The organism is Paeniglutamicibacter sp. NPDC012692 (assembly GCF_042901625.1).
Classification (GTDB): Bacteria; Actinomycetota; Actinomycetes; order Actinomycetales; family Micrococcaceae; genus Paeniglutamicibacter.
In genome coordinates this window covers 1069351-1093221 of record NZ_JBIBDE010000001.1, presented here as the reverse complement: position 1 = coordinate 1093221, position 23871 = coordinate 1069351, and the positions used below count along the sequence as shown (strand labels likewise).

Genomic DNA, 23871 nt, shown 5'->3' with positions numbered 1-23871 from the left:
CGCGCCGGGTTCCCCCGCGCCGCATGCTGGGGGACATGGGTTCGAATGCAGGGGTTCCTTCGCGGAAGCCACGACAGGACGGCACCGGCGGCAGCCGCGCAACGCCAGGGTGGCCCAGGCTGCTGGACCGGCTGTGGTCGGCCCGGGAAGCCCGGATTCTCAGGTCGGCGCTCCGGGGGACGGCGGCCCTGCTCTTTCCGGTGCAGTGCGTCTGCTGCCGGCGCCCGGACGCCTCGTTGTGCCGCACGTGTGCCACGGGCCTGCGCCGGGCGGGGATGTACCCCGGCCGCGTCGAGCGGCATGCCGAGGCCCTGCCGTTGAACCAGCGAGGGCAGGCGCTGCCGGTCGTTGCCGCGGGCACCTACGAGCACGAGCTTGCCTCGGTCCTCCTGGCCTACAAGAACCACCAGATGGTTTCCCTGGGCAAGGTGCTGGCCCCGGTCCTTGCCTCGGCGCTGCGGGCGGGCATCCTGGGACTGGCAGACCCGCGGGAACCCGTGATCCTGGTCCCGGTCCCGACGCGCCGGCAGGCTCTTGCCAAGCGGGGCTACTGGCCCGTGGGACTGCTGCTGCGGCGGGTGGCCGCCGCCCGGTCGCTGCCTGGAAACGTGCGGGTCGTCCACCTGCTGGGATACGGGTTCGGAAAGTCCTGGGGCGCCGCGCAGAAGGGGCTGGGCCGCCGGGGCCGGGCCTCGGTACGCAACACCATGCGTCTGCGCGCCACGCCCGGGGCAAGAAAAATCATTTCCTCCGGGGCCCAGGTGCTACTTGTCGACGACGTGTTGACCACGGGTGCAACTTTGGCCGAGGCGCACCGTTGTTTGGCGGGCCGCGGGCCGGTTGTGTGCGGTGCCGTGGTGCTGGCAAGCACGACCGCGCCGGCCGGAAACCGGCAATTACGCTGAGCGCGATGAAGTAATAATCGGAACATCCTTGATTATCCCCGCATCTGTCATAGGGTGAAGTATGGGCACCCGCATAGGGGTAACGAACCCATCTTCAGCGGCTGAAAGGAACGGTTTTTCAGTCGCTGTTGTGTCACCTGAGCAACGATGGAGGACACCATGGAGATGACGATCAGCGGACGAAACGTAACGGTTTCCGATCGCTTCCGCGAGTACGTGGACGAGAAGATCGACAAGGTCGATCAGCTTGCGACGAAGATCCAGCGCTTGGATATCAAGGTCACCAAGGAGCCGCATGCTGCTCGCAACGCCGACAGCGCCCTGACCGTTGAATTGACGGTTCTGGGCCGGGGGCCGGCAATCCGCGCCGAGGCGAAAGCCGCCGACAAGTTCGCCGCCTTTGACACCGCTTTCGCAAAGCTGCTCGAGCGTCTGCGCAAGGCACGGGATCGTCGCAAGGTCCACCACGGCAGCCGGACGCCGAAGGCCGTCCACCAGGCAACTAGCGGGCTGCAGCCCGCGGCCACTTCCATCCCGCTGCACGAGGCAACCCTCATCGCGCAGCAGGAGGAGGAATCGCGTCTCGCCGCCGAGGCGGCCGAGGCAAGCGCCAGCCCGATCGAGATCCGTCGCAAGGTCTTCCCGGCAGAGTCGATGAGTGTCGACGACGCCCTGGACCGGATGGAAATGGTCGGCCACCCGTTCTACCTCTTCATCGACGAAGCGACCGGTGCGCACTCGGTGGTCTACAACCGCCGCCAGTACGCCTACGGCATCATCACCCTTGATCCCGAGGCCACCGACGAGGCAACCCTGGAAACCCGCCGCTACCGGGACGCAGCCCCGGTCAACGCATAAACAAAAGGCAACTACGATGGGCCTATGACCACGATTCTCTCGACGTCCCAGGCCCGTCGAATCGCCCTCGCAGCCCAAGGGCTGCACCGGGCACGGCCCACCGCACCAGTCACGATTGGTGCGGTGGGCCGCACTTTTAACCGCTTGGAACTGCTTCAAATCGATTCGGTCAACGTACTCACCCGCGCGCAGTACCTGCCGCTTTTCTCGCGGCTGGGCCCCTACGAGACTTCGATGCTTGACGATCTCTGCGTCGGGAAACCACGCAAGATCCTCGAGTACTGGGCGCACGAAGCGTCCCTGGTCAGATCCGATCACTTTGCCGACCTTGTGCCGTGGCAACGCCGCACCTGGCCGGGCAGCCTCGGAGCGCTCGATGATGCAGGCCATTCGCTCTCGCGGGAGATCCAAAACCTGCTGCAAGTCTCCCCGCCGCTGACGGCACGGGAGGTCTCCGAGGAACTGGGCCATGAGCACCGCAAGGAAACGGTGGAATGGGGTTGGAACTGGTCGGCCGTCAAGCGGGTGCTGGAAGCCCTCTTTGCCGAAGGCATCATCACCGTCGCGGGGCGGAACAAGCAATTCGAGCGCAGGTACACGGCCCTGGAAAAGGTGCTGCCGGAATACCGGGCGCAAACCGAACCGGTGGATCCGAGGTTGGCCATGGAACGCCTGCTTCTGGCATCCGCCAAGGCCCACGGGGTCGGAACGGCGCACTGCCTGGCCGACTATTTCCGGTTGCCCGTCAGGGAAAGCGGGCCTGTCCTTGAGGACCTGAGCGAAAGGTCGATGTTGGTTCGAGCCGGCGTACACGGGCAAAAGGAAACGTATTACATGCTCCCGGACACCGTCATCCCTCGACGCGCCTCGGCACGGGCGCTCCTCAGCCCCTTTGATTCGCTGGTTTTCAACCGCAAACGCATCGAAAAGCTTTTCAATTTCAATTACAGGTTGGAAATCTATACCCCGAGCGAGAAACGCACCTATGGCTACTACGTGTTGCCATTCCTGTTGGGGGAAAACCTGGTCGGGCGTGTCGACGTCAAGGCCGACCGCCTGCAGAAGTCCCTGCTCGTGCGAGGGGCCTATGCCGAGCCCGGGGCCCCATCCGAAACCGCGGACGAACTGGCCGCGGAATTGCGCCTGATGGCGCAATGGCTGGGACTTGAAGAAATTGACGTTTCTCTGCGGGGAAATCTGGCAGCAGCCTTGGAGTTTTCGCTAAGCTCGCCCAAATTGGCTGATAACCGCAAGTGAAAGCAATCTCTCACGTAGACTGAACACGCCAGAATTCCTGTGCTTGAGATTTGGGAGCTGCCTCGTGGCATCAATGCTTGAACGTATCCTGCGTACCGGCGATAAGAAGACGCTGAAAAAGTTGCGTGGATACGCTGACGCTATCAACGTGCTTGATAGCGAATTCCGTGCCCTTAGCGATGCCGAGTTGCGCGGCGAGACAGATAAATTCAGGGCACGAATCGCCGATGGCGAATCGCTGGACCACCTGCTCCCGGAGGCGTTTGCGGCCGTCCGCGAAGCCGCGGATCGCACCCTCGGCATGCGCCACTTCGATGTGCAGCTCATGGGCGGCGCCGCGCTCCACATGGGCAACATCGCGGAAATGCGCACTGGCGAGGGCAAGACGCTGGTGGCCACGGCTCCCGCCTACCTCAACGCACTCAGCGGCAAGGGCGTCCACGTCGTCACGGTGAACGACTTCCTAGCCGAGTACCAGTCCGACATCATGGGCCGCGTCTACCGCTTCCTGGGCCTGACCAGTGGTTGCATCCTTTCGAACCAGGATCCCGCGCAGCGCCGCCTCCAGTACGAATCCGACATCACCTACGGAACGAACAACGAGTTCGGCTTCGACTACCTGCGCGACAACATGGCCTGGAGCGCCGATGAACTGGTGCAGCGCGGCCACAACTACGCCATCGTCGACGAAGTGGACTCGATCCTCATCGACGAGGCCCGCACCCCGCTGATCATCTCCGGACAGGCCTCCGGCGACGTGAACCGCTGGTACACCGAATTCGCGAAGCTGGTCAACCGCCTCAGCATCGACGTCGACTACGAGGTCGATGAAAAGAAGCGCACCATCGGCGTCCTGGAATCGGGCATCGAAAAGGTCGAGGACTACCTCGGCATCCACAACCTCTACGAGGCATCGAACACCCCGCTGATCGGCTTCCTGAACAACGCCATCAAGGCCAAGGAACTGTTCAAGAACGACAAGGACTACGTCGTGATCAACGGCGAAGTGATGATCGTCGACGAGCACACCGGCCGTTCGCTGGCCGGCCGCCGCTACTCCGAGGGCATGCACCAGGCCATCGAGGCGAAGGAAGGGGTGGAGATCAAGGCCGAGAACCAGACCATGGCGACCGTGACCCTGCAGAACTACTTCCGCCTCTACGGCAAGCTTTCGGGCATGACCGGCACGGCCCAGACCGAGGCCGCCGAGTTCATGTCGACCTACAAGCTCGGCGTCGTGGAAATCCCGACGAACAAGCCGCTGTTGCGCAAGGACCAGCCGGACCTGATCTACAAGAACGAGATCGCCAAGTTCGACGCGGTCGTCGAGGACATCGCGACCCGCCACGCCACCGGCCAGCCGGTCCTGGTGGGCACCACCAGCGTGGAAAAGAGCGAATACCTGGCCCGCCTGCTGGCCAAGCGTGGAATCCGCCACGAGGTGCTCAACGCCAAGCAGCATGCCCGCGAAGCCGCCATCGTTGCCCAGGCCGGCAAGAAGGGCTCCGTCACGGTTGCCACGAACATGGCCGGCCGCGGTACAGACATCATGCTCGGCGGCAACGCCGAGTTCCTGGCCGTCTCGGAGATGGAACGCCGGGGTCTGGACCCGGAAGAGAACTCGGAGCAGTACGAGCTGGAGTGGGACGACGTCTTTGCCTCGGCAAAGAAGAAGGTCTCCAACGAGGCCAAGGAAGTTGCCGAATCGGGCGGCCTCTACGTGCTGGGCACCGAGCGCCACGAGTCGCGCCGCATCGACAACCAGCTGCGCGGCCGTTCCGGCCGACAGGGCGACCCGGGCGAGTCCCGTTTCTACCTGTCGATGACCGACGAACTCATGCGCCGCTTCAACGCGGGCGCAGCACAGCGCATCATGAACAACCCGTCGATGCCCGACGACGTTGCCCTGGAATCCAAGATCGTCTCCAAGGCCATCGAGACAGCCCAGGCGCAGGTGGAGGGCACCAACGCCGAGCAGCGCAAGAACGTGCTGAAGTACGACGATGTGATGAACCGCCAGCGCGAGGCCATCTACGGCGACCGCCGCCGGATCCTGGAAGGCGGGAACCTCCACGAGAAGGTCGCGCACTTCCTGGAGGACGTGGTCAAGGCCATGGTCACCGAGGCCACCGCCGAGGGGCACGCCGACGACTGGGACCTGAAGCAGCTGTGGACCAACCTGAAGCAGCTCTACCCGATCTCCATCACGCTTGACGAGGTCATCGCCGAGGCCGGACACCGCAGTTCGCTGACCCCGGAGTTCCTCGAGCGCGAGATCCTCTCCGACGCCCGCCTGCAGTACCAGGCGCGCGAGCAGTCCGTCGGCGAGGAAAACATGCGCGAACTGGAGCGCCGTGTGGTGCTCTCGGTCATCGGCCGCAAGTGGCAGGAACATCTCTACGAGATGGACTACCTCAAGGAGGGCATCGGCCTGCGCGCCATGGCCCAGCGCGACCCGTTGGTCGAGTACCAGCGCGAGGGCTTCATCATGTTCCAAACCATGATGGAATCCATCCGCGAGGAGAGCATCGGCATGCTCTTCAACATCGAGGTCGAGACCCGCCAGGCGCCCGAGGTGTCGCTGCCCGGCGTCACCGACGGCCGCTCGGTGACCAGCGGTCCGGTGCTGAACACGCCGGGACTCGACGCCCCCGCCCGTCCCTCCACGCTGCGCTACACCGCGCCGGAGGAGAGCGGCGAGGCCTCGACGCACATCGAGCGCACCCCGGGTGCCGCCGCGCCGAAGTCCGAGGGCAACAACAAGAAGAAGAAGGGCAAGCGCAGCTAGCCGATTTCCAGGGCAGTAACCTGCCACCGTCCGTGCCACCGCTCTATTCTCAGAGCGGTGGCACGGACTTTTTGCAGGTCCAGCAGAACCACCGCCGCCTCGAAAACCAGGGGCAGGACCTGGGAAATGCGGATGCGCAGCACCCGCGGGTTGCTGTAGCAACACGCGCCCGGATCCGGTCGCTGCCCCTGCCCGATCCGCAGGTGGTGCTCGAGCTTGCCCATGCACTCGGGATTCAGGGCGTTGACCAGTTGGCGCGCCGGGCGGGCCCCGGCCAGCACCTCCAGCACCGCCGGGGCCACCGCATGCACGACGGTCGCCACCGACTCCTCGAGGTTCGCCATGGACCCTGCCTTGGGGAAGATCTTCTCGATGAGCGGCCGCACTTCCTCCGGTACATCGAGGAGCTCCTCATCGGCGACTTCCGTGTGCCATCCGGCGGCCGGTTCGGGCATCGGCACGTCAGGGGCGGGCGCCGGAGCGGGCGCCGGAGTGGATGCCGGGCCGATGGTGCACCGCTGCCTGCGCGGCGCGGACGTGCCCCGCAGGGCCTGGGGGAAGCGCCTGCCGTTGGTGCGCGGGGCCGGAACCTCGCCCGTCTCGGTCCACACGCCCTCGTGAAGCAGGACCGCGGGGGTATTTCGGGTGGCCGGTTCGATCGTGGTGATGCTCATGGAGTGCTCCTGGGGGGGGGATGTGGGGCGGTTGGATGCCCTATGATCGGGCGCTGCGGGATTCGGGTTGGGTGAGGACCAGTCCGACGGCAAGGCTGTCCGGATTCGGGCCGATGAGCTCGCGGTTGGCCGCGTACCATTGCGGCCAGGCTTCGGCGATGTCACCGGCCGTTGCCTCGGGGGCCAAATGCCGGGCGGCAATCGACCAGAGGGTGTCGCCCGGGCGGACGACCACTTCCCGAGATGGGCGCGTGGCGCCGCCGAGCAGGCGCTGCAGCGGCAGGGAGATTCGTTGCGGAAGCCAGCCGGGGGAGAGCACCTCGGACTCGGCTGCCGTGGTGCCGGCCGCGTCCCCGGGCTCCCCGTGTGGACCCGGGTCTATCGCCTCTTCAGGGCCCGCCGGCGCCGGTTCTCCCATGGAATGCGTCGCGAGTTGCTGGACGGTGTGGGATTGCGGGGCCGCCGCATTCGCCGGCGTGGCCAGGATGAGCGACCCTCCGAGGGCCGCCACTCCAAGCCTGGCCAGGAACCCCGGGATCAGCTTGTCGATTCCCGCGCCGAGGCGGCGATGGCCGGACCTGGCGCCCAACGCGGACAGCAGTGACAGCAGCATGCCCAGCAGCAGCCAGCCCATGACCGCCGCGCCGAGGAATCCCAGCGCCAGCCCGGTCAGCCGTTCCAGGGAGCCCGGCGTGAGATCCCCGTCGACAAGTGCACCCAGGTCCAGCCTCCGCGAAATGAGGTGGCCGCCGAGCAACATCGCCAACGACAGGCACGCCGTCGCTGCCAGCATGAAGATGTCTTTAGTCGCTTGCTTATGCATCTGAACCTGATTTGATGTTGTTTGATGTGATTTGATGCCTTGTGATGAACATGATGGCACTTCGCGCGTTGCGGCGCTAGGGGTTCCTGCGAACGATTTCCGGACCTAGGGTGTGCCCATGAGGTGGGAATCGCTCTTTGAGGATCTGGAGGCGCAGCTTGAGGCCGAGTCGGCGCGTGAAAAGACCAGCGAAGTACAGGAAGCGGTGCGCGTCGAACGCGCCCGCGAGGCCCTCATCCAACGCCTGTCACCCCAAATCAACGCGCATGTGGAGGTGCAGCTGCTGGGTGGGGACAGGCTGCATGGACGGCTGGCTGCGCTGGGCAAGGATTGGTTCATGCTGCGGCGCGGCGAGGTCGAGGAGCTGATCCCGGTGCACGCGCTGGCCGGCTGGACCCAACGGACCCAGGGGCAGCGGCAGGATGCGCGCGAGCCCCGCATCGGACTGGGCCAGGCCCTGCGCGTGCTGGTGCGGGATCGGGCGCGGATCAGCATCGGGGGCATCGACGGTTCGCTGATCGCCACCGGAACCCTCGACCAGGCGGGTCAGGATTTCCTGGAAATTGCCCGCCATGAGCGCGACGAGTACCGCCGTGCGCCGGTGCTCCAGGGATCCAGCCTGGTGCCGATTCCCGTGGTGGCATGGGTGCGCAGGGAAAACTGACCACCAACATTTTGCCGCCCGGGGCTTTTCAGCGGTCGGGGTGCGGGCGTAGGGTGTCGGCTCAAGGGCCGGGAGCGTCGAGGCGGCCTTGCGGTCGAGGGGGACTCGGCCAACGATGATTCAAGGGGGAGAGCGCCATGGACCGGGTTCAGGAGCGCGTCGCGGGCGAAGCGCGCCGCATGGCACGACCCACGTGGAAGGACCCGCGGCTGCTGATCGGCATCCTCATCGTGCTCGCCTCCTGCGTCGGGGTGATCGCCCTGACAAGCACGCTGGACAAGACCGTCCCCATGTACGTGGCCAAGGCCGACATCTCCCTGGGTGAGCAGCTCACCGCGGAGAAACTGACGGTCGCCAACGTCAAGCTCGACGCCCTGGGGGAGCGCTACCTGGCGGCCGACCCGAAAATGCTGGCCGGGCGCCGCGCCAACGCGCTGATTCGTGCCGGCGAACTGATCCCGTCCAGTGCGATCGGCCTTCAGGACGGGACCAACCGGAGGCCTGTTTCCGTGAACCTCGCCGATGCGCTGCCCGCGGCAATCACCGCCGGATCCCACGTGGACGTGTGGGTCTCCTCCAAGGACCGCGCGGCCAATGCCTTCGCCGCCCCGACGCTGCTACTGCCCGCGGCCGAGGTGACGTACCGGGCCGAACGCCCAACCGGGTTCGGCGGCACCGCCGGCACCGTGGTGGAGCTGCTGGTGGTGGACGACTCGCTGGCCGACCTGCTCGAGGCGATGGCCAACGACGCGCGCATCACCGTCGTCTTCAACCCGACGGCGAGCTCGTGATGAACATCTCGGTGGTCATCTGGGCCGATGACGGGGAACTGGTTGAACGCCTGGAGAGGCAGCGCGGGATTCTCACGGTGGCTCGGACCTGCATCGACATGGTCGAGGTGATTGCGTTGAGCGAGACGGGGCTGGCCGACGCCGTCATCCTCGCCGGGGTGCCGGACCTGATCGAAACCCGGGACATCGATGCGATCACCGAACGCGGAGTCCCCGTGGTGGTGCTGTGCGACGATCCCGCCCAAGCCAACCGGCTGGGCAGGGCCGGGGCCCACGTGGCCGCGGGCGCGATCGACGCAGTGGAACTCGGCGTGCTCATCCAGCGCGCGTGCGGGGAACGGCAGCGCGGCGCCCGGTCCGACGGCGCCAAGGCCGGCTCGGAACCCGCCGGCAACCCCTCCGGCAGGCGCGGGCGGATCGTGGTGTTCTGGGGGCCCAACGGCTCGCCCGGGCGGTCCCTGGTGGCGCTGAACTACGCGGTGGAATGCGCGCTGGACGAGCGCGAGGTGATCCTGCTCGATGCCGACACCTACGGGGCGACCCAGGCCGTGCAGCTGGGGTTGCTTGACGAGGCGGCGGGGCTCGCGCAGATCTGCCGGACCGTGGACCAGGACCGCTTCGACGCCCACACCCTGGAGCGCATCTGTGCGCCCGTGGTGATCGCCGGGGCACGGATGCGCGTGGCCACCGGCCTGCCTCGGGCCAACCGGTGGCCGGAGCTGCGTCCCACCGCGCTGCGCAGGGCGGTGCTGGCCCTGCAGGAGCGCTGCGACGTCATCGTGATCGACGTGGCGGGACCGCTGGAGCTCGACGAGGAGCTGAGTTTCGACACCGCGGCGCCCCAGCGCAACGGCGCGGCGGCGGCAATGCTCCGCATCGCCGACGAGATCTACGCGGTGGGCCAGGCCAACAGCATCGGGGTGCCCCGGCTGATCCGGGCGCTGGACGAAATGCAGGCCTCGGTCGGCGAACTCGCCGTGAAGGTCGTGTTCAACAAGGTCTCGGCGGCCAGCGTCGGATCGGCCCCGAACCGGGCGCTGGAGGAAACCTGGGCGCGTTTCGGGCCGGCCCAGCCCGTCGTCGCCTACCTGCCGCACGACCCCGATGCGGTGGAATCGGCGCTGCTTGCCGGAAGCGCGCTAGCAGAAATCGCGCCGCATTCGGCATTGCGCATCGGCATCGCGGGACTTGCGGGCAGAAAAATCAGGGCCCGGGCGCGCATTTTGACGCGTTTCGCCGCGTCGAAGTGACGCCCGTAATCTGGCGGGATAGTGTTGTAACACTAGCGTTGCGCAACGGAGCGAAACGTACATCTATACACGGAGGCGTTCTTTTGAACTCGTCGGAGTCCAGCATGTCCGAAACATTCATCGCTGAGACACTCACTGCCGATTTAGTAGCTACCTACTACGGCCAGTTAGCACCAGAAGATGCGGCGGCGTATTCGCCGGAGCAGCTCGAATCCAGGGTGGCAGCACACCTGGCCGTCGGCTGGGAGCGTGACCCGAAATCAGCAAGGGTTTCGATCACCCGTCATGCTGGCACCACCATTGTTTATGTGGTCACCGACGACATGCCGTTCCTGGTGGATTCCGTGACCGCGGAGATCGTGCGCCAGAAGGCCGCCATCAACGTCGTGGTCCACCCCACCTTCGTGGTCAGCCGCGATTCCGAGCACGGACGCATCACGTCGCTGGAAACCGTTCCGGCCCACGAGCACCTGGCCAGCGGCGACACCGCCGCCCTGCCGAACCTCTCCGCGCTCGTCGCCGAGAGCCGCGACACGGCCATCGAATCCTGGATCTCCGTGGAGCTTGGCGGGGACCCGACCGACGAGACCGTCGAATCGCTGGTCGCCGGCCTGGAACGCATCCTCGTCGACGTGCGTGCCGCCGTCGAGGACTGGTCCGCCATGCGCAACAAGGCCCACGAGATCGCCGATTCGCTGGTCCTGGTCACCGGCGCGGAGCAGATCCCGGACCTGAACGCCGCCGTGGACCTGCTGCACTGGCTCGACGACGGAAACTTCACCTTCCTGGGCTACCGCGACTACGACCTGGTCACCGAGAACAACGAAGACGTGCTGCGCATCCGCCCCGACTCCGGCCTGGGCCTCATGCGCAACACCGCCTCCGCCCGCAACACCCAGCACCTGACCAAGCGCGGACGCGCCATGGCCCGCGACAAGCGCGCCCTGGTAATCACCAAGGCCAACTCGCGCTCCACCGTGCACCGCGGCGTCTACCTGGACTACGTGGGCATCAAGCGCTTCGACGCGCAGGGCAACGTGAACGGCGAGCGTCGCTTCATCGGCCTGTTCGCCTCCAGCGTCTACACCTCCTCGGTGCGCAGCGTGCCCGTGGTGCGCGAAAAGGTCAAGGCCGTGCTGCAGCGCACCGGCTTCGCCCCGGACTCGCACTCCGGCAAGGACATCGTCACCATCCTCGAGACCTACCCGCGCGACGAGCTCTTCCAGATCTCCGTGGAGGACCTCACCGACACCGTGCTGGGCATCCTGCGCCTGCAGGAACGCCGCCGCACCTCGCTCTTCCTGCGCCCGGACGTGTACGGACGCTTCATGTCCGCGCTGGTCTACTTGCCGCGCGACCGCTACACCACCGGCGTGCGCCTGCGCATCGAGAAGGAACTCACCGAGGCCTTCAACGCCGAGTCGATGGACTTCGAGACCCGCATGAGCGAGTCCTCGCTGGTCCGCCTCTTCTACCGCATCCGCCTGCAGCGCCACGGCCTGACCCCGGTGGTCGACCGCGCCGCGCTGGAAACCCGCCTGGTCGCCGCCGTGCGTTCCTGGTCTGAGGGCATCTCCGAGGCCGCCACGGAGCGCTACGGCGCCGAGGCCGGCACCGCCCTGGCCTCCAACTGGGCCGAGGCCTTCCCCGCGGCCTACCGCGTGGAGTTCGAGGTCGAGGAGGCCCTGGCCGACATCGAGCGCTTCGGCGTCTACGAGGAACCGGACCACGTGGGCCCGGTCATCAAGCTCTACGTGCCCGAGGAGGACGAGGATTCCGAGGTCAACGCCCGGATGAAGCTCTACCTGACGGCGCCGCTCTCGCTGTCCAAGATCCTTCCGGTGCTGCAGAACTTGGGCCTGGAAGTCATCGACGAGCGCCCGTTCGCCGTCACCCCCATGCTCGCGGAGGAACGCTACCTCTACGACCTGGGCCTGAAGTTCCCGGAGGGGATCGACCCGCTGGCCGCCGAGTCGCTGCTCGAGGCTGCCTACGGCGCGATCGTGACCGGCGCCGCCGAATCCGACCACCTCAACCGCCTGGTGCTGCGCGAGTCCATGGGCTGGCGCGAGGTGTCGCTGCTGCGCGCCTACGCCAAGTACCTGCACCAGCTGGGCGTCTCGAACTCCTACTCGTTCGTTTCCGACACCCTGGTGGCCAACCCGGACGTCACCCACGGCATTGTCGCGCTCTTCAAGGGCACCTTCGACCCGTCGCTGTCCGCCGAGGAATCCGCCGCCGCCCGCGAGGCCGCACACGCCACGCTGGCCGAGGCGCTCGAGAAGGTCCCGACGCTGGATGCCGACAAGCTTCTGCGCCGCTTCGTGAACGTCATCGAGGCAACGCTGCGCACCAACTTCTACACCGATCCCGCGGCGCTGGCCTTCAAGCTGATGCCGGGCAAGATCGACGGGGCGCCGTTCCCGCGCCCCAAGTACGAGATCTGGGTCTGCTCCCCGCGCGTCGAGGGCGTGCACCTGCGCTTCGGCGAGGTCGCCCGTGGCGGCCTGCGCTGGTCCGACCGCCGCGACGACTTCCGCACCGAGGTCCTGGGCCTGGTCAAGGCGCAGATGGTCAAGAACGCGGTGATCGTGCCGACCGGCGCCAAGGGCGGCTTCTTCGCCAAGCAGCTGCCGAACCCGGCCGTGGACCGCGGCGCCTGGATGGAAGAGGGCAAGTCCGCCTACCGCATCTTCATCCGCTCGCTGCTGGAGATCACCGACAACCTGGTCACCGACGCCAACGGCGAGACCGTGGTCCCGCCGGCAAACGTCGTGCGCCTCGATGGCGACGACACCTACCTGGTGGTCGCCGCGGACAAGGGCACCGCGTCCTTCTCCGACATCGCCAACTCGATCTCCGAGGAACGCGGCCACTGGCTGGGCGACGCCTTCGCCTCCGGCGGCTCGATCGGCTACGACCACAAGGCCATGGGCATCACCGCCCGCGGCGCCTGGGAGTCCGTCAAGCGCCACTTCGCCGAGTTCGGCGTGGACACGCAGACCGAGGAATTCACCGCGGCCGGCGTGGGCGACATGTCCGGCGACGTGTTCGGCAACGGCCTGCTGCGCACCCGCACCGTGAAGCTGGTCGCCGCGTTCGACCACCGCGACATCTTCCTTGACCCGAACCCGGATGCGGCGGCCTCCTTCACGGAGCGCCAGCGCCTGTTCGAGCTGCCGCGCTCCTCGTGGGCCGACTACAACAAGGACCTGATCTCGGCCGGCGGCGGGGTCTTCTCCCGCTCGCTGAAGTCCATCCCGATCTCCCCGGAGGTCCGCGACGCGCTCGGCCTGGGTGCCACGGTCAGCTCCATGGCCCCCACCGAGCTGCTCAAGGCCATCCTGGGCGCGCCGGTCGACCTGCTCTACAACGGCGGCATCGGCACCTACGTGAAGGCCTCCACGGAGACCCACGCCGAGGTCGGGGACCGCGCCAACGACGCGATCCGCGTCGACGGCAAGCAGATCCGCGCCAAGGTGATCGGCGAGGGCGGCAACCTGGGCATGACCCAGCGCGGCCGCATCGAGGCGGCGCTGCACGGCGTCCTGCTGAACACCGACGCCATCGACAACTCCGCGGGCGTCGACTGCTCGGACCACGAGGTCAACATCAAGATCTTCGTGGACCGCATGGTCCGCGCGGGCAAGATCGACGAGGACGAGCGCGCGCCGTTCCTGCACTCGATGACCGACGAGGTCGCACGCCTGGTGCTGAAGACCAACTTCGACCAGAACGTGATGCTGCTCAACGACAAGCAGGAGATGGCCAGCTGGTCGCCGGCCTTCGAGCGCCAGATGGATTGGCTGGAGGAGCACGCGGACCTGAACCGCGAGCTCGAGTTCCTGCCCACCAACGAGCAGCTCGAGGAACGCCTCGCGGCGGGCCAGACGCTGACCGTGCCGGAGCTCTCCGTGCTGGTCGCCTACGCGAAGATCCAGCTGGCCTCCGCGCTGGCCGTGTCCGACCTGCCGGACGACCCGTACTTCGCGGCCACGCTGCGGAACTACTTCCCGGTCCAGCTGGCCGAGCGCTTCGGCGAGGAACTCGATTCGCACCCGCTGCGCCGCGAGATCATCGCCACGGTGATCGCCAACGACATGGTCAACGTCGGAGGCACCACCTACGCCTTCCGCGTCATGGAAGAAACCGGCGCCACCGAGTCCCAGGTTGCCAAGGCCTTCGTCGCGCTGCGCGACATCTACGCCTTCGACGCCGAATTCGACGCGATCAACGCGCTGGCACCGTCCTTCGACACGCAGACCTGGTGCCGCCTCCACCTGGACATGCGCCGCCTGCTGGACCGTGCCACCCGCTGGTACATCCACCACGTGGACCGCAGCCAGCTGGTCACCGAGTCGATGCAGGCATTTGCGCCGACGATCCAGGCCCTGCGCCCGGAGGTCGGCTCGCTGCTGCGTGGCTCGGACGATGCACGCGTGAGCGCTCTGAAGACCGAGGCGCTGGGCTGGGGCCTCGAAAAGGGCCTGGCCACCCGTTGGGCCGAGCAGTTCGAGTCCTTCGTGTTGCTGGACATCGCCGCCATGGCGACCCGCACCGGACTGGACGCGGGGGAGATCGCGAAGATCTACTACGTGCTCTACGACCGCTTCCAGGTCGACGCGCTGCTCGAGCGCATCACCTCCCTGCCGCGTGCGGACCGCTGGCAGGCCCTGGCCCGTGCGGCCCTGCGCGACGACCTGTACTCGACGATCATCGACTTCACCCGCGATGTCATCGAGGTATCGGACGATGCCGAATCGGACCCGGTCGTGCGCGTGGATGCATGGCAAACCGCAAACGCGGCTAATCTTGAACGTGCAAAGAACATGTTTGACGAAGTGAACCGGCTCGAACGCGATGACATGGCGTCGTTGTCGGTGGCTTTGCGACTGTTGCGTTCAATCGTACGGAGGTAACCCTTGGCCATCTTCACGGACCAACTTCGAGAGTCAGCTGATTTTGGGCCTGGAGATGAAGACTGGCTTCACCTCTTGGTGGGGGACTGGCAACTGGTCGCCGATCTGGCATTCGCCGATCTGGTGTTGTGGTTTCCGGTCCCGGACGGGACGTACATGGCGCTTGCCCATGTACGTCCCTCCACCTCGCACACCGTCTTCCACACGGACTTCGTGGGGGAGCGGATCCGCAAGGACCTCAAGTCCCTCGTGGACGAGGCCTGGCGGACGCAGGCAATAGTTCGTTCGGACCGCGGGACGGCGCAGGAAGAGCACTCGATGCTCATCGAGGCCGTCCCGATGGTCCGCAACGGGCGCACCCTGGCGGTGATCAGCGTGCACGTCGACCTTTCGGGTTCGCGCATGCCCTCGCGCCTCGAGCTGACCTACAAGCAGTGCGCCGAGGACCTGCTGAAGATGTGCACCCAGGGCCTGTGGCCGGACTTCGCCACGCCCACCGGGTCGCGCCGAGGCGCCCCGCGCGTCGGGGACGGCTTCATCCGCCTCGATGCCGACGGCGTCGTCCAGTATGCGAGCCCCAACGCCGTTTCGGCCTACAGGCGGCTCGGCGCGGCGGACACCCTCGAAGGCAGGTCGCTTTCCGAGGCGACCATGGGGCTGGTGAAGGACCGCCGGCTCATCGACGAGTCGCTGCCGCTGGTGGTCTCCGGCAAGATGCCGTGGCGCACCGAAATCGAGTCCATGGGCGTGACGCTGTCGCTGCGTGCCATCCCGCTGCGCGATGGTAAGAAGCGCTACGGCGCACTGGTGCTCTGCCGCGACGTCAGCGAGCTGCGACGCCGCGAGAAGGAACTGGTGTCCAAGGACGCGACGATCCGCGAGATCCACCACCGAGTCAAGAACAACCTGCAGACCGTAGCGGCACTGCTGCGCATGCAGTCGCGCCGCATGAAGTCGGAGGAGGGCCGCCAGGGACTCGACCAGGCCATGCGTCGGGTCGCCACCATCGCGGCCGTCCACGAGACCCTCTCGCAGGGCCTGAGCGAGCACGTGGACTTCGACGAGCTGATCGACAGGCAGTTCCGGATGATCGTGGAGATCGCCTCACCCGGACAGAAGGTCAACACCGAACGCACCGGGGCCTTCGGGGGTCTTCCGGCCGAGCTGGCTACGCCTCTTTCCCTGGTGATCAACGAGCTTGTCACGAACGCAGTGGAGCACGGGCTGGCGGACCGGGACGGCACCGTGGTGCTGAACGCGGAACGCTACAGGGACCCGTTGGGCGAGGACTTCCTCCGCGTCACCATCAGCGACGACGGTGTGGGCCTGCCGCCCGAGCCGCGCCAGGAGGGCCTGGGCCTGCAGATCGTGCGGACCCTTGTCACCAGCGAGCTGAGCGGGAACATCTACTGGGAGGACCGCAGCGGTTCGGGCACCCGCGTGGTCATCGAATTGCCGGTGGCGGCGCGCCGATAGCCTCACCCGCAAAAGGACAGACGAGAAGGGCCGGCCCACCGAATTGAATCGGTGGGCCGGCCCTTCTCGTCTGTTTCGCCGGGCGGCTGCGCCTAGAAGCGCTTCTGCAGCGCGAGGATGTTTGCGACGTAGCGCTTGGTGTCCGGGTACATGCCGTACTTCTTCACGCCGGCAGCCCCCTGGTAGTAGGAAGCGATGCCGATTTCCTTGGACGGGCTGTTGCGCTGGTGGTAGCGGATGATGGCGATGCCGGCCGTCACGTTGTCCTGCGGGTCAAGCAAGTTCAGCTCGCGTCCCACGAGGCCCTCGGCCCACTGGCCGGCCGACGGGATGACCTGCATGACGCCCACCGCGTTGGCGGGGGATACCGAAGCCATGTTGAAGCTCGATTCCTGGAAGGCGTGGGCCAGGGCCAGGGACGGATCGACACCCATTGCGCGGGCCGTCGATGCAACCATTGACTGCATTTGTGCCCGCGAAGGCAACTTTGCAGCCAGAAGGGTTCGTTTGTTCTCGTTAGCCGAATTCACGGTGCCCGATGAGTACGTGCGGCCCAGGAAGGTGTTTCCGACCAGCGGCTTGGAGGACGTGGGATTCACGGCGGAGCTGCTCGAGCCGTTTCCGGAGGTCTTCAGCCGCTGTCCGATGGAAAGCGTGGAGCTGTAGCTCAGGTTCTTGTTCAGCTTCAGCAGCGTGTTCACCGGGGTGTTCGTCTTGTTGGCGATGCCGATCAGGGTGTCGCCGGAGACCACGGTGTAGCTGCCCTGGCCGACTGCGGGGGCCTTGGGCGCGGAGGGCGACGACGAAGCCGAACCGCCCGAAATCTTCAGGACCTGGCCCGGCCGGATGATCGTGGACGAGCCAAGGCCATTGATGCTCATGAACGAGGAAACGGACATGTTGTGGCGCAGGGCGATGCCCGATGGCGTGTCGCCGGCCCGCACCACGTAGCTGCCGGGCTTGCTTGTCGAGGAGCCTTGCGAGCCGGGCTTGGAAACGGCGGTTCCGCCGCCGGAGGAGAAACGCAAGGTCTGTCCGATGTGGATCAGGTCCCCGGCGGGATTGCCTGCGGCGCTGCGCACCTCGGCCAGGGACTTGCCCATCCGGTTGGCGATGCCACCGAGGGTGTCACCGACGACGACCTTGTACTGGGAAACGGTCTTGGCCGTTCCGCTGGCGGCGGTCCGCTTGGCGGTTGCCGCGGTGCCGGAGGCCTTCAGGCGCAGGGTCTGGCCCGCGAAGATGTTGTCGGAGCGAAGGGAATTGGCCTTCTTGAGGTCCGCTACCGAGACCTTGGTGCGAAGCGAAATGTGCGAGAGCGTATCGCCCTTCTTCACCGTGACTGTTTCGCTTTTCTTTGCCATCGGAGTGACAGACGTCGGAATGTGTGACGCCACCAGGTGCGCACTGATCCGGGCCTCGGCGGCCTTGACCATCGCGGGGGTGGCGATCCTGGGTTGAAGTGCATCACGGGTTGGCAGTGGTGCAGCGATGGCGGGGGTGGCGAGTGTTCCAAGAACCACGGCAGGAATTGCCGCGGTGGCGACTGCGCCGCCGATTGCTCGGACATGGCGGTTCTGTGCGATGGACATGAAGCGATCCTTTGGGTTAGGGCAAGGGCGAATCGTTCGGTCGCAAGTGAATTCACAGGAAGAGCCTTGTGAATCATGTGACTCAAGTTGCGAGTGTGACTCCTGTGAATTTACACCACAAGCTGAAATTTGTGAAAGATCCCATGCAAAAAACTTCAATATGGGTCCAGATCTACCGCAGGATGTGGCACGCTGGATTGGTGAGCAATATTGAGAATCTCGTAGCCGAGTGGCTGCCCCTGCCCGACCTAGCCGAAGCGCTGGACATTTCCATCAAGAAGGTCCACAGCCTCATCGACGAACGCGCGATCATTTGTGTCCGCGTGGGCGCGCGCAACATCCGTTCGGTACCCGCTGATTTCGTCCTCGACGGGCAGCTCGTGGATAGCCTGAAGGGAACCATTTCGGTTCTCAAGGATTCGGGTTACGAGGATGATGAGCTGCTGGTGTGGCTCTTCACTCCCGACGAATCGCTGCCCGGCACCCCGATGGAGGCCCTGCGCGCAGGCCGCAAGACCGAGATCCGCCGCCGCGCCCAGTCGCTGAGCTGGTAGCAGGCTTTTCGCCCCGGGAGCCGTGAAGCCATGGCACCCGGGCCAAGATAGACATCAGGGAGTGTTCGCGCCGTTTCACGGCGGGAACACTCCCTGATGTCTATGTCCGAATTGCCGGAGCGGTCCGGCACAGCGCATAGCCGGATCGCAGGTGCTTAGGACGTGCGGCGGATCGCCGCCAGCCCCAGGGTGCGCAGGGCGTGCCTGGCCATCGGCGAGACCTCGAGTTCCTCCAGCGCGGCGAATCCTTGGTCAGAAAGTCGGGCGATGGATTCTTCGGTTGCCGCCAGGGCGCCGCAGGAATCCAGCAGTTCGCGCATCCGGGTCACCTCTTCATCGGAGAGGTCCTCGGCGCCGAGCCGGCCCTGGATGAACGCCTGGTCCTCGTCGGATGCCAACGTCAGGGCGTGCGCAATGATTTCGGTGCGCTTTCCCTCGCGCAGGTCATCACCCGCGGGCTTGCCTGTCACGGCGGGATCGCCGAAGACGCCCAGGACGTCATCGCGCAACTGGAACGCCTCACCCAGCGGGAGCGCAAAGCGGGAGTACTGTTCCAGCAGTTCGTCGCTGGCACCGGCCAAGGCTCCGCCGAGAAGCGTCGGGTTTTCCGTCGAGTACTTGGCCGACTTGAAACGCACGATGGTTCGAGCGCGCTTCACGGCGTCCGCGGGTCCGTAGGCGGGGCCGGCGGATTCCTCGAGCACATCAAGGTATTGCCCGGCCATGACCTGGGCACGCATCCGGTCAAAGATCGCCCGCGCCTGCGGAACGGTCGGTTCGATGGTGGCAAAGAGCTGTTCACTCAAAGAGAGGCACAAATCCCCGGCGAGGATCGAAGCGGCTTCGCCGAAGCGCGAGGCGTCGCGGTGCCACCCGGAGGCCCTGTGCAGGGATTCGAAGCGGCGATGGATGCTTGGCTGTCCGCGACGGGTATCGGAGCGGTCGATGAGGTCATCGTGGATCAGGGCCGCGGCCTGGAAGAGCTCGAGGGCGGCGCCGGCCCGCACGATGGTTTCCTCGGTAGGGTCTCCGCCGGCCCCGACGAAGCCCCAGAAGGCAAAGAGCGGACGAAGGCGCTTGCCGCCTCGGGTCAGGTCGCTGATGGCCGTGACGAGTTCGCCTGCCGCCGGAGCGATCCGGGAGATGACTTCGTGCTGTTCTGCCAGGAACGTGGTGAGTAGTTCTTCGATGCGTTCCGAGAAGCCTGCGGAAAATTCCCGAGCCTTTTCGGGGTCGAAGGTGTCCGCAGCAAAAAGAGTCATGTTTCCCATCCCATAGATTGCGCAACGTGGTTTGGGGTTAACTCTAGTACGCGCGGGCGAAACGCCCGCAGTGTCGGAGCCGCTCACTAGACTGGGAGCATGGCACAGGAACGGGTTCGGGCGATACTGCACGTGGACATGGACGCCTTTTTCGTGTCGGTTGAACTTCTGTCCCGACCGGAGCTCGTTGGCCAGGAGGTCATCGTCGGCCATCCGGGGGAGCGGTCGGTGGTGCTCTCCGCGTCCTATGAATGCCGTGCCAAGGGCGTGAAGTCCGCGATGCCGATGAGCCAGGCCGTCCGGATGGCCCCGAAGGCCACGGTCATCGAACCCACTCACGGGCTGTACTACAAGTACTCGGCGCGCATCATGGAAATTTTCTACGAGGTGACCCCGCTGGTGGAGCAACTCAGCGTCGATGAGGCTTTTCTCGATGTCACCGGTAGCATGCGCAGGCTTGGCTCGCCGGAGGCCATCGGCGAAATGATTCGCGCACGGCTTCGCGCGGAGCTCGGACTTCCGGCAAGCGTCGGGATCGCGACAAACAAATTCGTGGCCAAGGTCGCATCGACCCGTGCAAAGCCCGACGGAATGCTGGTGATCCGCCCCGAACAGACCCTGGACTACCTGCACACCCTGCCCGTGAAGGCGCTGTGGGGAGTCGGGGCGAAGACGGCCGAGGTGCTGAGGGAGATGGGCATATCCACCGTTGCACAACTCGCGCACACCCCCGAAAGCACGCTGAAGAAGCGTCTGGGAGCCACCGGAACACACCTTTACCAACTGGCGTGGGGACGCGACGAGCGGGAGATCGAAACCGAGCGCGAGGAGAAGAGCATCGGTGCCGAGGAAACGTTTGCCGTGGACATCCATGACGGCGAAGTCATCAAACGAGAGATACTGCGTCTGGCGCACCGGGTGGCCTCGCGACTGCGGGAATCCAACAAGGAAGCGGCAACCGTCGCCCTGAAGCTGCGTTATGAGGACTTTTCCACCCTTTCGCGCAGTCGGACCCTGCCGTCGCCCAGCAACGCCGCCGGAGTTCTCGCAGTGGCAGCGGAGGGATTGCTCGACAAACTCGGCACCAGGCCCATGGCAGTTCGGCTGGTGGGAATCCGGGCTGAAAAGTTGCGCAACGCCGGTTTCGGAATGCAATTGAGCATCGATCCGCAGGACGACAACTGGCGTCAGGCTGAGGTGGCCATGGATTTGATTCGCTCCAGATTCCCTGCCGGAGCCCTGCGTCCCGCGTCGTTGCTGGAGTCCGGGCACAATGAAAGGGCGCAGGGGCACGACGGCTGAAATGGATGCCGTGAGGGGGCTGTGAGTCGAATCCTGACTACCTTATTAACAAGTTTCAGGACTATTCTTGATCTAGAACCTACTGACTGAAATGGTCGGGAACATTGTCAAGATGTAGTTCGTTCCATAAGGTAAGGGCGAGAGCCATGACCGTGAAGTGAAAGGAAAGAGACGATGCCACTTTCCGAGCATGAGCAACGTCTTCTGGAGCAGCTGGAAAAGCAGCTACATGAGGATCATCGCTTCGCCTCGACAATGAAAACTGTGTCGAGCGCGGGGAACTATTCAACGCGCAACCTAGCATTGGGTGCGTTGATCGGTATCGTCGGGATCGGCGTGTTGATCGCCGGCATCTCGAGCCAACTCATTCTCGTTGGCGTATTGGGCTTCATTGTGATGTTCGGCGGTGTTTACTTGGCACTTTCGCGTAAGGGCGGCGCCAGGGCTTCGAAATCGGCAGAGAAGGCAAGAGCCGCACAGAAGTCTGGCTTCATGAGTGACTTGGAAAGCAAGTGGGAACAGCGCAAGCGCGACGAGCAAGGTTCCTAGATCCCGCTTCGGATCTGCCCACGGGTGCCCACCCAAAAAGCAATAGAATTCGCTAAGGCTCCGCATCATGCGGAGCCTTAGGCATTTAACCGCCTTTCTGGCTTTCGGCCTGCCTTTGGCTGCCTGCTGCAGGTAGCGGGCTGGTGGTCGACCCCGTGAAGCAGCGCAGCGGCATCGTGCCTTGGGAGCAAAACGAGGTAGGACGCGCCCGACGCGCCGAGTATGCCCAATCGAAGTAATTTTTATTTCGACGGTTGGCTGTGGCCCGCATGGAGAGGGTGTCCAAGACCTCTTTTTCCCTCCACAACCGCCCAGGCGGTCCCTCCACTTCCTTCCACCGCGACGGCGCGCTTCCCAAAAACCCCGTATTCACGCGGATTTTGCCGTCCGTATTTGTGTTTTGTGTCACCTGTTCATTTTTGGTGATTCCCGACTGTGGTTTTTCCCTCCACTTCGCTCCCTCCCCGGAATTCCGCGGAAAATCAATGATTTTTTGGATCTTGCCATGTCGGAACGGCCGAATGGCCGTTGACAGTGGAGGGGTGTGGAGTAAAGTGGAGCGAAATAGAGGGAAATGGAGTCGATGCTCCTTCAAACCGAGAGGCGGTCTATGTGTTCCTAGGAACGTATACGCCGCGCCTTGACGAGAAGGGGAGATTGATTCTTCCGGCCAAATATCGTGATGAATTAGCAAATGGTCTAGTTCTGACTCGAGGGCAGGAACGTTGCATTTACGTTTTTAGTCAACGTGAATTTGAGAAGCAGCATGAGCAAATGAGCCAGGCGCCGATCTCTTCACGTCAGGCACGAGACTATGCGCGTGTTTTTCTTTCCGGTGCTTCTGACGAACTGCCGGATAAGCAGGGCCGGGTCACCATTCCGGCAATGCTTCGCTCCTACGCGGGATTGGACCGCGAGGTCACAGTGATTGGTGCGGGTAACCGTGTCGAGATCTGGGACACGACCTCGTGGAACTCTTACCTTGAAGAGCAGGAGAACGTGTTCTCCGAGACAGATGACGAAGCACTACCCGGTTTCTGATCACTTCGGTGACCAGCGGCCTGCAAATGGCTTGGATGAGATCTCCAGCCGCCCAGTCGATGTCCATCCTGGCTTCACTTCCCCGAAGCCAGGCGGGACATGCATGGGTCGGAGGGGGCTCTGGTTTAAGCCAGTACCCGAGCAACAATGCCCACGCGAAAGGGGTAGCAGTGAATCCTGACGGAGCCGCAGAGCGACCCGCCTCGGAACGCCACGTTCCTGTCCTGCTAGATCGATGCGTTGGGTTGCTGGCACCCGGAATCGAAGCCGGGATTGCGGCTCGCGGTCGCGCCGTCGTGGTGGATTGCACCCTCGGCATGGGAGGCCACTCGGAAGCCTTGCTCCAGCGTTTCCCTGATCTTCACCTGATCGGTCTTGACCGGGATGAACAGGCGCTGGCCCTCGCCGGTGCTCGCCTCGAACCCTATTCGAACCGCACCGATCTCGTTCACGCCGTGTACGACGAAATCGCGGACGTGGTCGAAGATCTCGGATTCGACGGAGTCGACGGGGTACTCTTCGACCTCGGGGTTTCCTCGTTGCAGCTCGATGAGCGGGAACGAGGTTTTGCCTACTCCTACGACGCACCACTGGATATGCGCATGGATACGTCGCGCGGCCCCACGGCAGCGGATGTTGTCAACGAGTACAGCGAGACCGAACTGGTCCGGATCATCCGCGCATGGGGCGAGGAGAAATTCGCCGGGCGGATTGCCTCGTCCATTGTCGAGGCCCGCAAGGTCAAGCCCTTCACGACCACCGAGGAACTCGTTGCGGCCATTCGATCGGTAGTCCCGGCCGCTGCGGCTCGTACCGGGGGACACCCCGCAAAACGAACGTTCCAGGCACTCCGCATCGAAGTGAACGAGGAATTGGACGTCCTGGAGCGTGCGATCCCCGCGGCAATGGGGGCGCTGCATGTCGGCGGCCGTGTCGTGGTGATGAGCTACCACTCGCTGGAAGACAAGATCACCAAACGGCACTTTGCTGCCGGCTCCAAGTCTTCGGCGCCAGCGGGCTTCCCCGTGGAGCTGGAAGAACACAAGGCGCAGTTCAAGGTCCTCACGCGAGGCACCGAGAAGCCCACTGACCAAGAAATCGCAGAAAACTCACGTGCAGCTTCAGCGAAGCTGCGAGCCGTGGAACGCATCCTGAAGAGGAACTGA

Annotated in this window: 18 protein-coding genes; 14 read left to right on the top strand and 4 right to left on the bottom strand. The window is 64.9% G+C overall.

Annotation, left to right across the window (positions count from 1 at the left end; genetic code table 11):
• Positions 1-35: 35 nt before the first annotated feature.
• From ACFY5D_RS05005 to secA, 4 genes are all read left to right on the top strand, one after another.
• The gene (locus ACFY5D_RS05005) at positions 36-905 is read left to right on the top strand and encodes a ComF family protein (RefSeq protein ID WP_387525864.1); all 870 of its coding nucleotides are present in this window, start codon (positions 36-38) and stop codon (positions 903-905) included.
• Positions 906-1064: 159 nt separating this feature from the next.
• Positions 1065-1763: a ribosome hibernation-promoting factor, HPF/YfiA family gene (hpf, locus tag ACFY5D_RS05000; RefSeq protein WP_387525861.1), complete on the top strand. Its 699-nt coding sequence runs from the start codon at positions 1065-1067 to the stop codon at positions 1761-1763.
• A gap of 24 nt (positions 1764-1787) precedes the next feature.
• Positions 1788-3020 carry a winged helix-turn-helix domain-containing protein gene (locus ACFY5D_RS04995; RefSeq protein ID WP_387525858.1) on the top strand — a complete coding sequence of 411 codons (1233 nt, stop codon included), beginning with the start codon at positions 1788-1790 and terminating at the stop codon, positions 3018-3020.
• A gap of 64 nt (positions 3021-3084) precedes the next feature.
• The gene (secA, locus tag ACFY5D_RS04990) at positions 3085-5808 is read left to right on the top strand and encodes a preprotein translocase subunit SecA (protein ID WP_387525855.1); all 2724 of its coding nucleotides are present in this window, start codon (positions 3085-3087) and stop codon (positions 5806-5808) included.
• Here secA and ACFY5D_RS04985 read toward each other — a convergent pair.
• Positions 5805-6482: an Rv3235 family protein gene (locus tag ACFY5D_RS04985; protein ID WP_387525852.1), complete on the bottom strand. Its 678-nt coding sequence runs from the start codon at positions 6480-6482 to the stop codon at positions 5805-5807. The genes secA and ACFY5D_RS04985 overlap by 4 nt on opposite strands.
• A 40-nt stretch (positions 6483-6522) precedes the next feature.
• A complete protein-coding gene (locus ACFY5D_RS04980; RefSeq protein ID WP_387525849.1) occupies positions 6523-7275 on the bottom strand; it encodes a LysM peptidoglycan-binding domain-containing protein in 753 nt (250 codons plus the stop codon).
• A gap of 148 nt (positions 7276-7423) precedes the next feature.
• Here ACFY5D_RS04980 and ACFY5D_RS04975 point away from each other — a divergent pair, with 148 nt between their 5' ends.
• The 5 genes from ACFY5D_RS04975 to ACFY5D_RS04955 all read left to right on the top strand — a co-directional run bounded on the left by ACFY5D_RS04975 (position 7424) and on the right by ACFY5D_RS04955 (position 16405).
• Complete coding sequence (locus ACFY5D_RS04975; protein ID WP_387525846.1) at positions 7424-7969, top strand: hypothetical protein; 546 nt, start codon at positions 7424-7426, stop codon at positions 7967-7969.
• A gap of 137 nt (positions 7970-8106) precedes the next feature.
• The gene (locus tag ACFY5D_RS04970; protein ID WP_387525843.1) at positions 8107-8760 is read left to right on the top strand and encodes an SAF domain-containing protein; all 654 of its coding nucleotides are present in this window, start codon (positions 8107-8109) and stop codon (positions 8758-8760) included.
• Complete coding sequence (locus ACFY5D_RS04965) at positions 8757-10010, top strand: CpaE family protein (RefSeq protein WP_387525840.1); 1254 nt, start codon at positions 8757-8759, stop codon at positions 10008-10010. Before ACFY5D_RS04970 ends, ACFY5D_RS04965 begins: the two co-directional genes overlap by 4 nt.
• 104 nt (positions 10011-10114) lie before the next feature.
• On the top strand, positions 10115-14929 hold the full coding sequence (locus ACFY5D_RS04960) for an NAD-glutamate dehydrogenase (protein WP_387525837.1): 4815 nt from the start codon (positions 10115-10117) through the stop codon (positions 14927-14929).
• 3 nt (positions 14930-14932) lie between these two features.
• The gene (locus tag ACFY5D_RS04955; protein ID WP_387525834.1) at positions 14933-16405 is read left to right on the top strand and encodes a sensor histidine kinase; all 1473 of its coding nucleotides are present in this window, start codon (positions 14933-14935) and stop codon (positions 16403-16405) included.
• A gap of 92 nt (positions 16406-16497) precedes the next feature.
• On the opposite strand, the gene ACFY5D_RS04950 is transcribed toward ACFY5D_RS04955, so the two are convergent.
• A complete protein-coding gene (locus tag ACFY5D_RS04950; protein ID WP_387525831.1) occupies positions 16498-17997 on the bottom strand; it encodes a LysM peptidoglycan-binding domain-containing protein in 1500 nt (499 codons plus the stop codon).
• Between the two features lie 200 nt (positions 17998-18197).
• On the opposite strand from ACFY5D_RS04950, the gene ACFY5D_RS04945 reads away from it, so the two are divergent.
• A complete protein-coding gene (locus ACFY5D_RS04945; RefSeq protein WP_387525828.1) occupies positions 18198-18551 on the top strand; it encodes an Rv2175c family DNA-binding protein in 354 nt (117 codons plus the stop codon).
• A gap of 155 nt (positions 18552-18706) precedes the next feature.
• Here ACFY5D_RS04945 and ACFY5D_RS04940 read toward each other — a convergent pair whose 3' ends face one another.
• Positions 18707-19813 carry a polyprenyl synthetase family protein gene (locus ACFY5D_RS04940; RefSeq protein ID WP_387525825.1) on the bottom strand — a complete coding sequence of 369 codons (1107 nt, stop codon included), beginning with the start codon at positions 19811-19813 and terminating at the stop codon, positions 18707-18709.
• Between the two features lie 99 nt (positions 19814-19912).
• Here ACFY5D_RS04940 and dinB point away from each other — a divergent pair, with 99 nt between their 5' ends.
• The 4 genes from dinB (at position 19913) to rsmH (ending at position 23871) form a co-directional block, all read left to right on the top strand.
• Positions 19913-21115, top strand: coding sequence for a DNA polymerase IV (dinB, locus tag ACFY5D_RS04935; RefSeq protein WP_387525822.1), 1203 nt, complete (start codon positions 19913-19915; stop codon positions 21113-21115).
• Positions 21116-21289: 174 nt separating this feature from the next.
• Positions 21290-21664 (top strand): DUF3040 domain-containing protein, encoded by a 375-nt coding sequence (locus ACFY5D_RS04930; RefSeq protein WP_387525819.1) that lies wholly within the window; start codon positions 21290-21292, stop codon positions 21662-21664.
• 612 nt (positions 21665-22276) lie between these two features.
• Positions 22277-22705, top strand: a complete 429-nt coding sequence (gene mraZ / locus ACFY5D_RS04925; protein WP_387525817.1) for a division/cell wall cluster transcriptional repressor MraZ — start codon at positions 22277-22279, stop codon at positions 22703-22705.
• 170 nt (positions 22706-22875) lie between these two features.
• Complete coding sequence (rsmH, locus tag ACFY5D_RS04920; RefSeq protein WP_387525815.1) at positions 22876-23871, top strand: 16S rRNA (cytosine(1402)-N(4))-methyltransferase RsmH; 996 nt, start codon at positions 22876-22878, stop codon at positions 23869-23871.

Excerpts from the sequence above, each read along its gene's own strand:
- ACFY5D_RS05005 (WP_387525864.1), top strand. The coding sequence starts at position 36 with ATGGGTTCGAATGCAGGGGTTCCTTCGCGGAAGCCACGACAGGACGGC.
- hpf (WP_387525861.1), top strand. The coding sequence starts at position 1,065 with ATGGAGATGACGATCAGCGGACGAAACGTAACGGTTTCCGATCGCTTC.
- ACFY5D_RS04995 (WP_387525858.1), top strand. The coding sequence starts at position 1,788 with ATGACCACGATTCTCTCGACGTCCCAGGCCCGTCGAATCGCCCTCGCA.
- ACFY5D_RS04985 (WP_387525852.1), bottom strand. The coding sequence starts at position 6,482 with ATGAGCATCACCACGATCGAACCGGCCACCCGAAATACCCCCGCGGTC.
- ACFY5D_RS04980 (WP_387525849.1), bottom strand. The coding sequence starts at position 7,275 with ATGCTGGCAGCGACGGCGTGCCTGTCGTTGGCGATGTTGCTCGGCGGC.
- ACFY5D_RS04975 (WP_387525846.1), top strand. The coding sequence starts at position 7,424 with ATGAGGTGGGAATCGCTCTTTGAGGATCTGGAGGCGCAGCTTGAGGCC.
- ACFY5D_RS04970 (WP_387525843.1), top strand. The coding sequence starts at position 8,107 with ATGGACCGGGTTCAGGAGCGCGTCGCGGGCGAAGCGCGCCGCATGGCA.
- ACFY5D_RS04960 (WP_387525837.1), top strand. The coding sequence starts at position 10,115 with ATGTCCGAAACATTCATCGCTGAGACACTCACTGCCGATTTAGTAGCT.
- ACFY5D_RS04950 (WP_387525831.1), bottom strand. The coding sequence starts at position 17,997 with ATGTCCATCGCACAGAACCGCCATGTCCGAGCAATCGGCGGCGCAGTC.
- ACFY5D_RS04940 (WP_387525825.1), bottom strand. The coding sequence starts at position 19,813 with ATGACTCTTTTTGCTGCGGACACCTTCGACCCCGAAAAGGCTCGGGAA.
- dinB (WP_387525822.1), top strand. The coding sequence starts at position 19,913 with ATGGCACAGGAACGGGTTCGGGCGATACTGCACGTGGACATGGACGCC.
- ACFY5D_RS04930 (WP_387525819.1), top strand. The coding sequence starts at position 21,290 with ATGCCACTTTCCGAGCATGAGCAACGTCTTCTGGAGCAGCTGGAAAAG.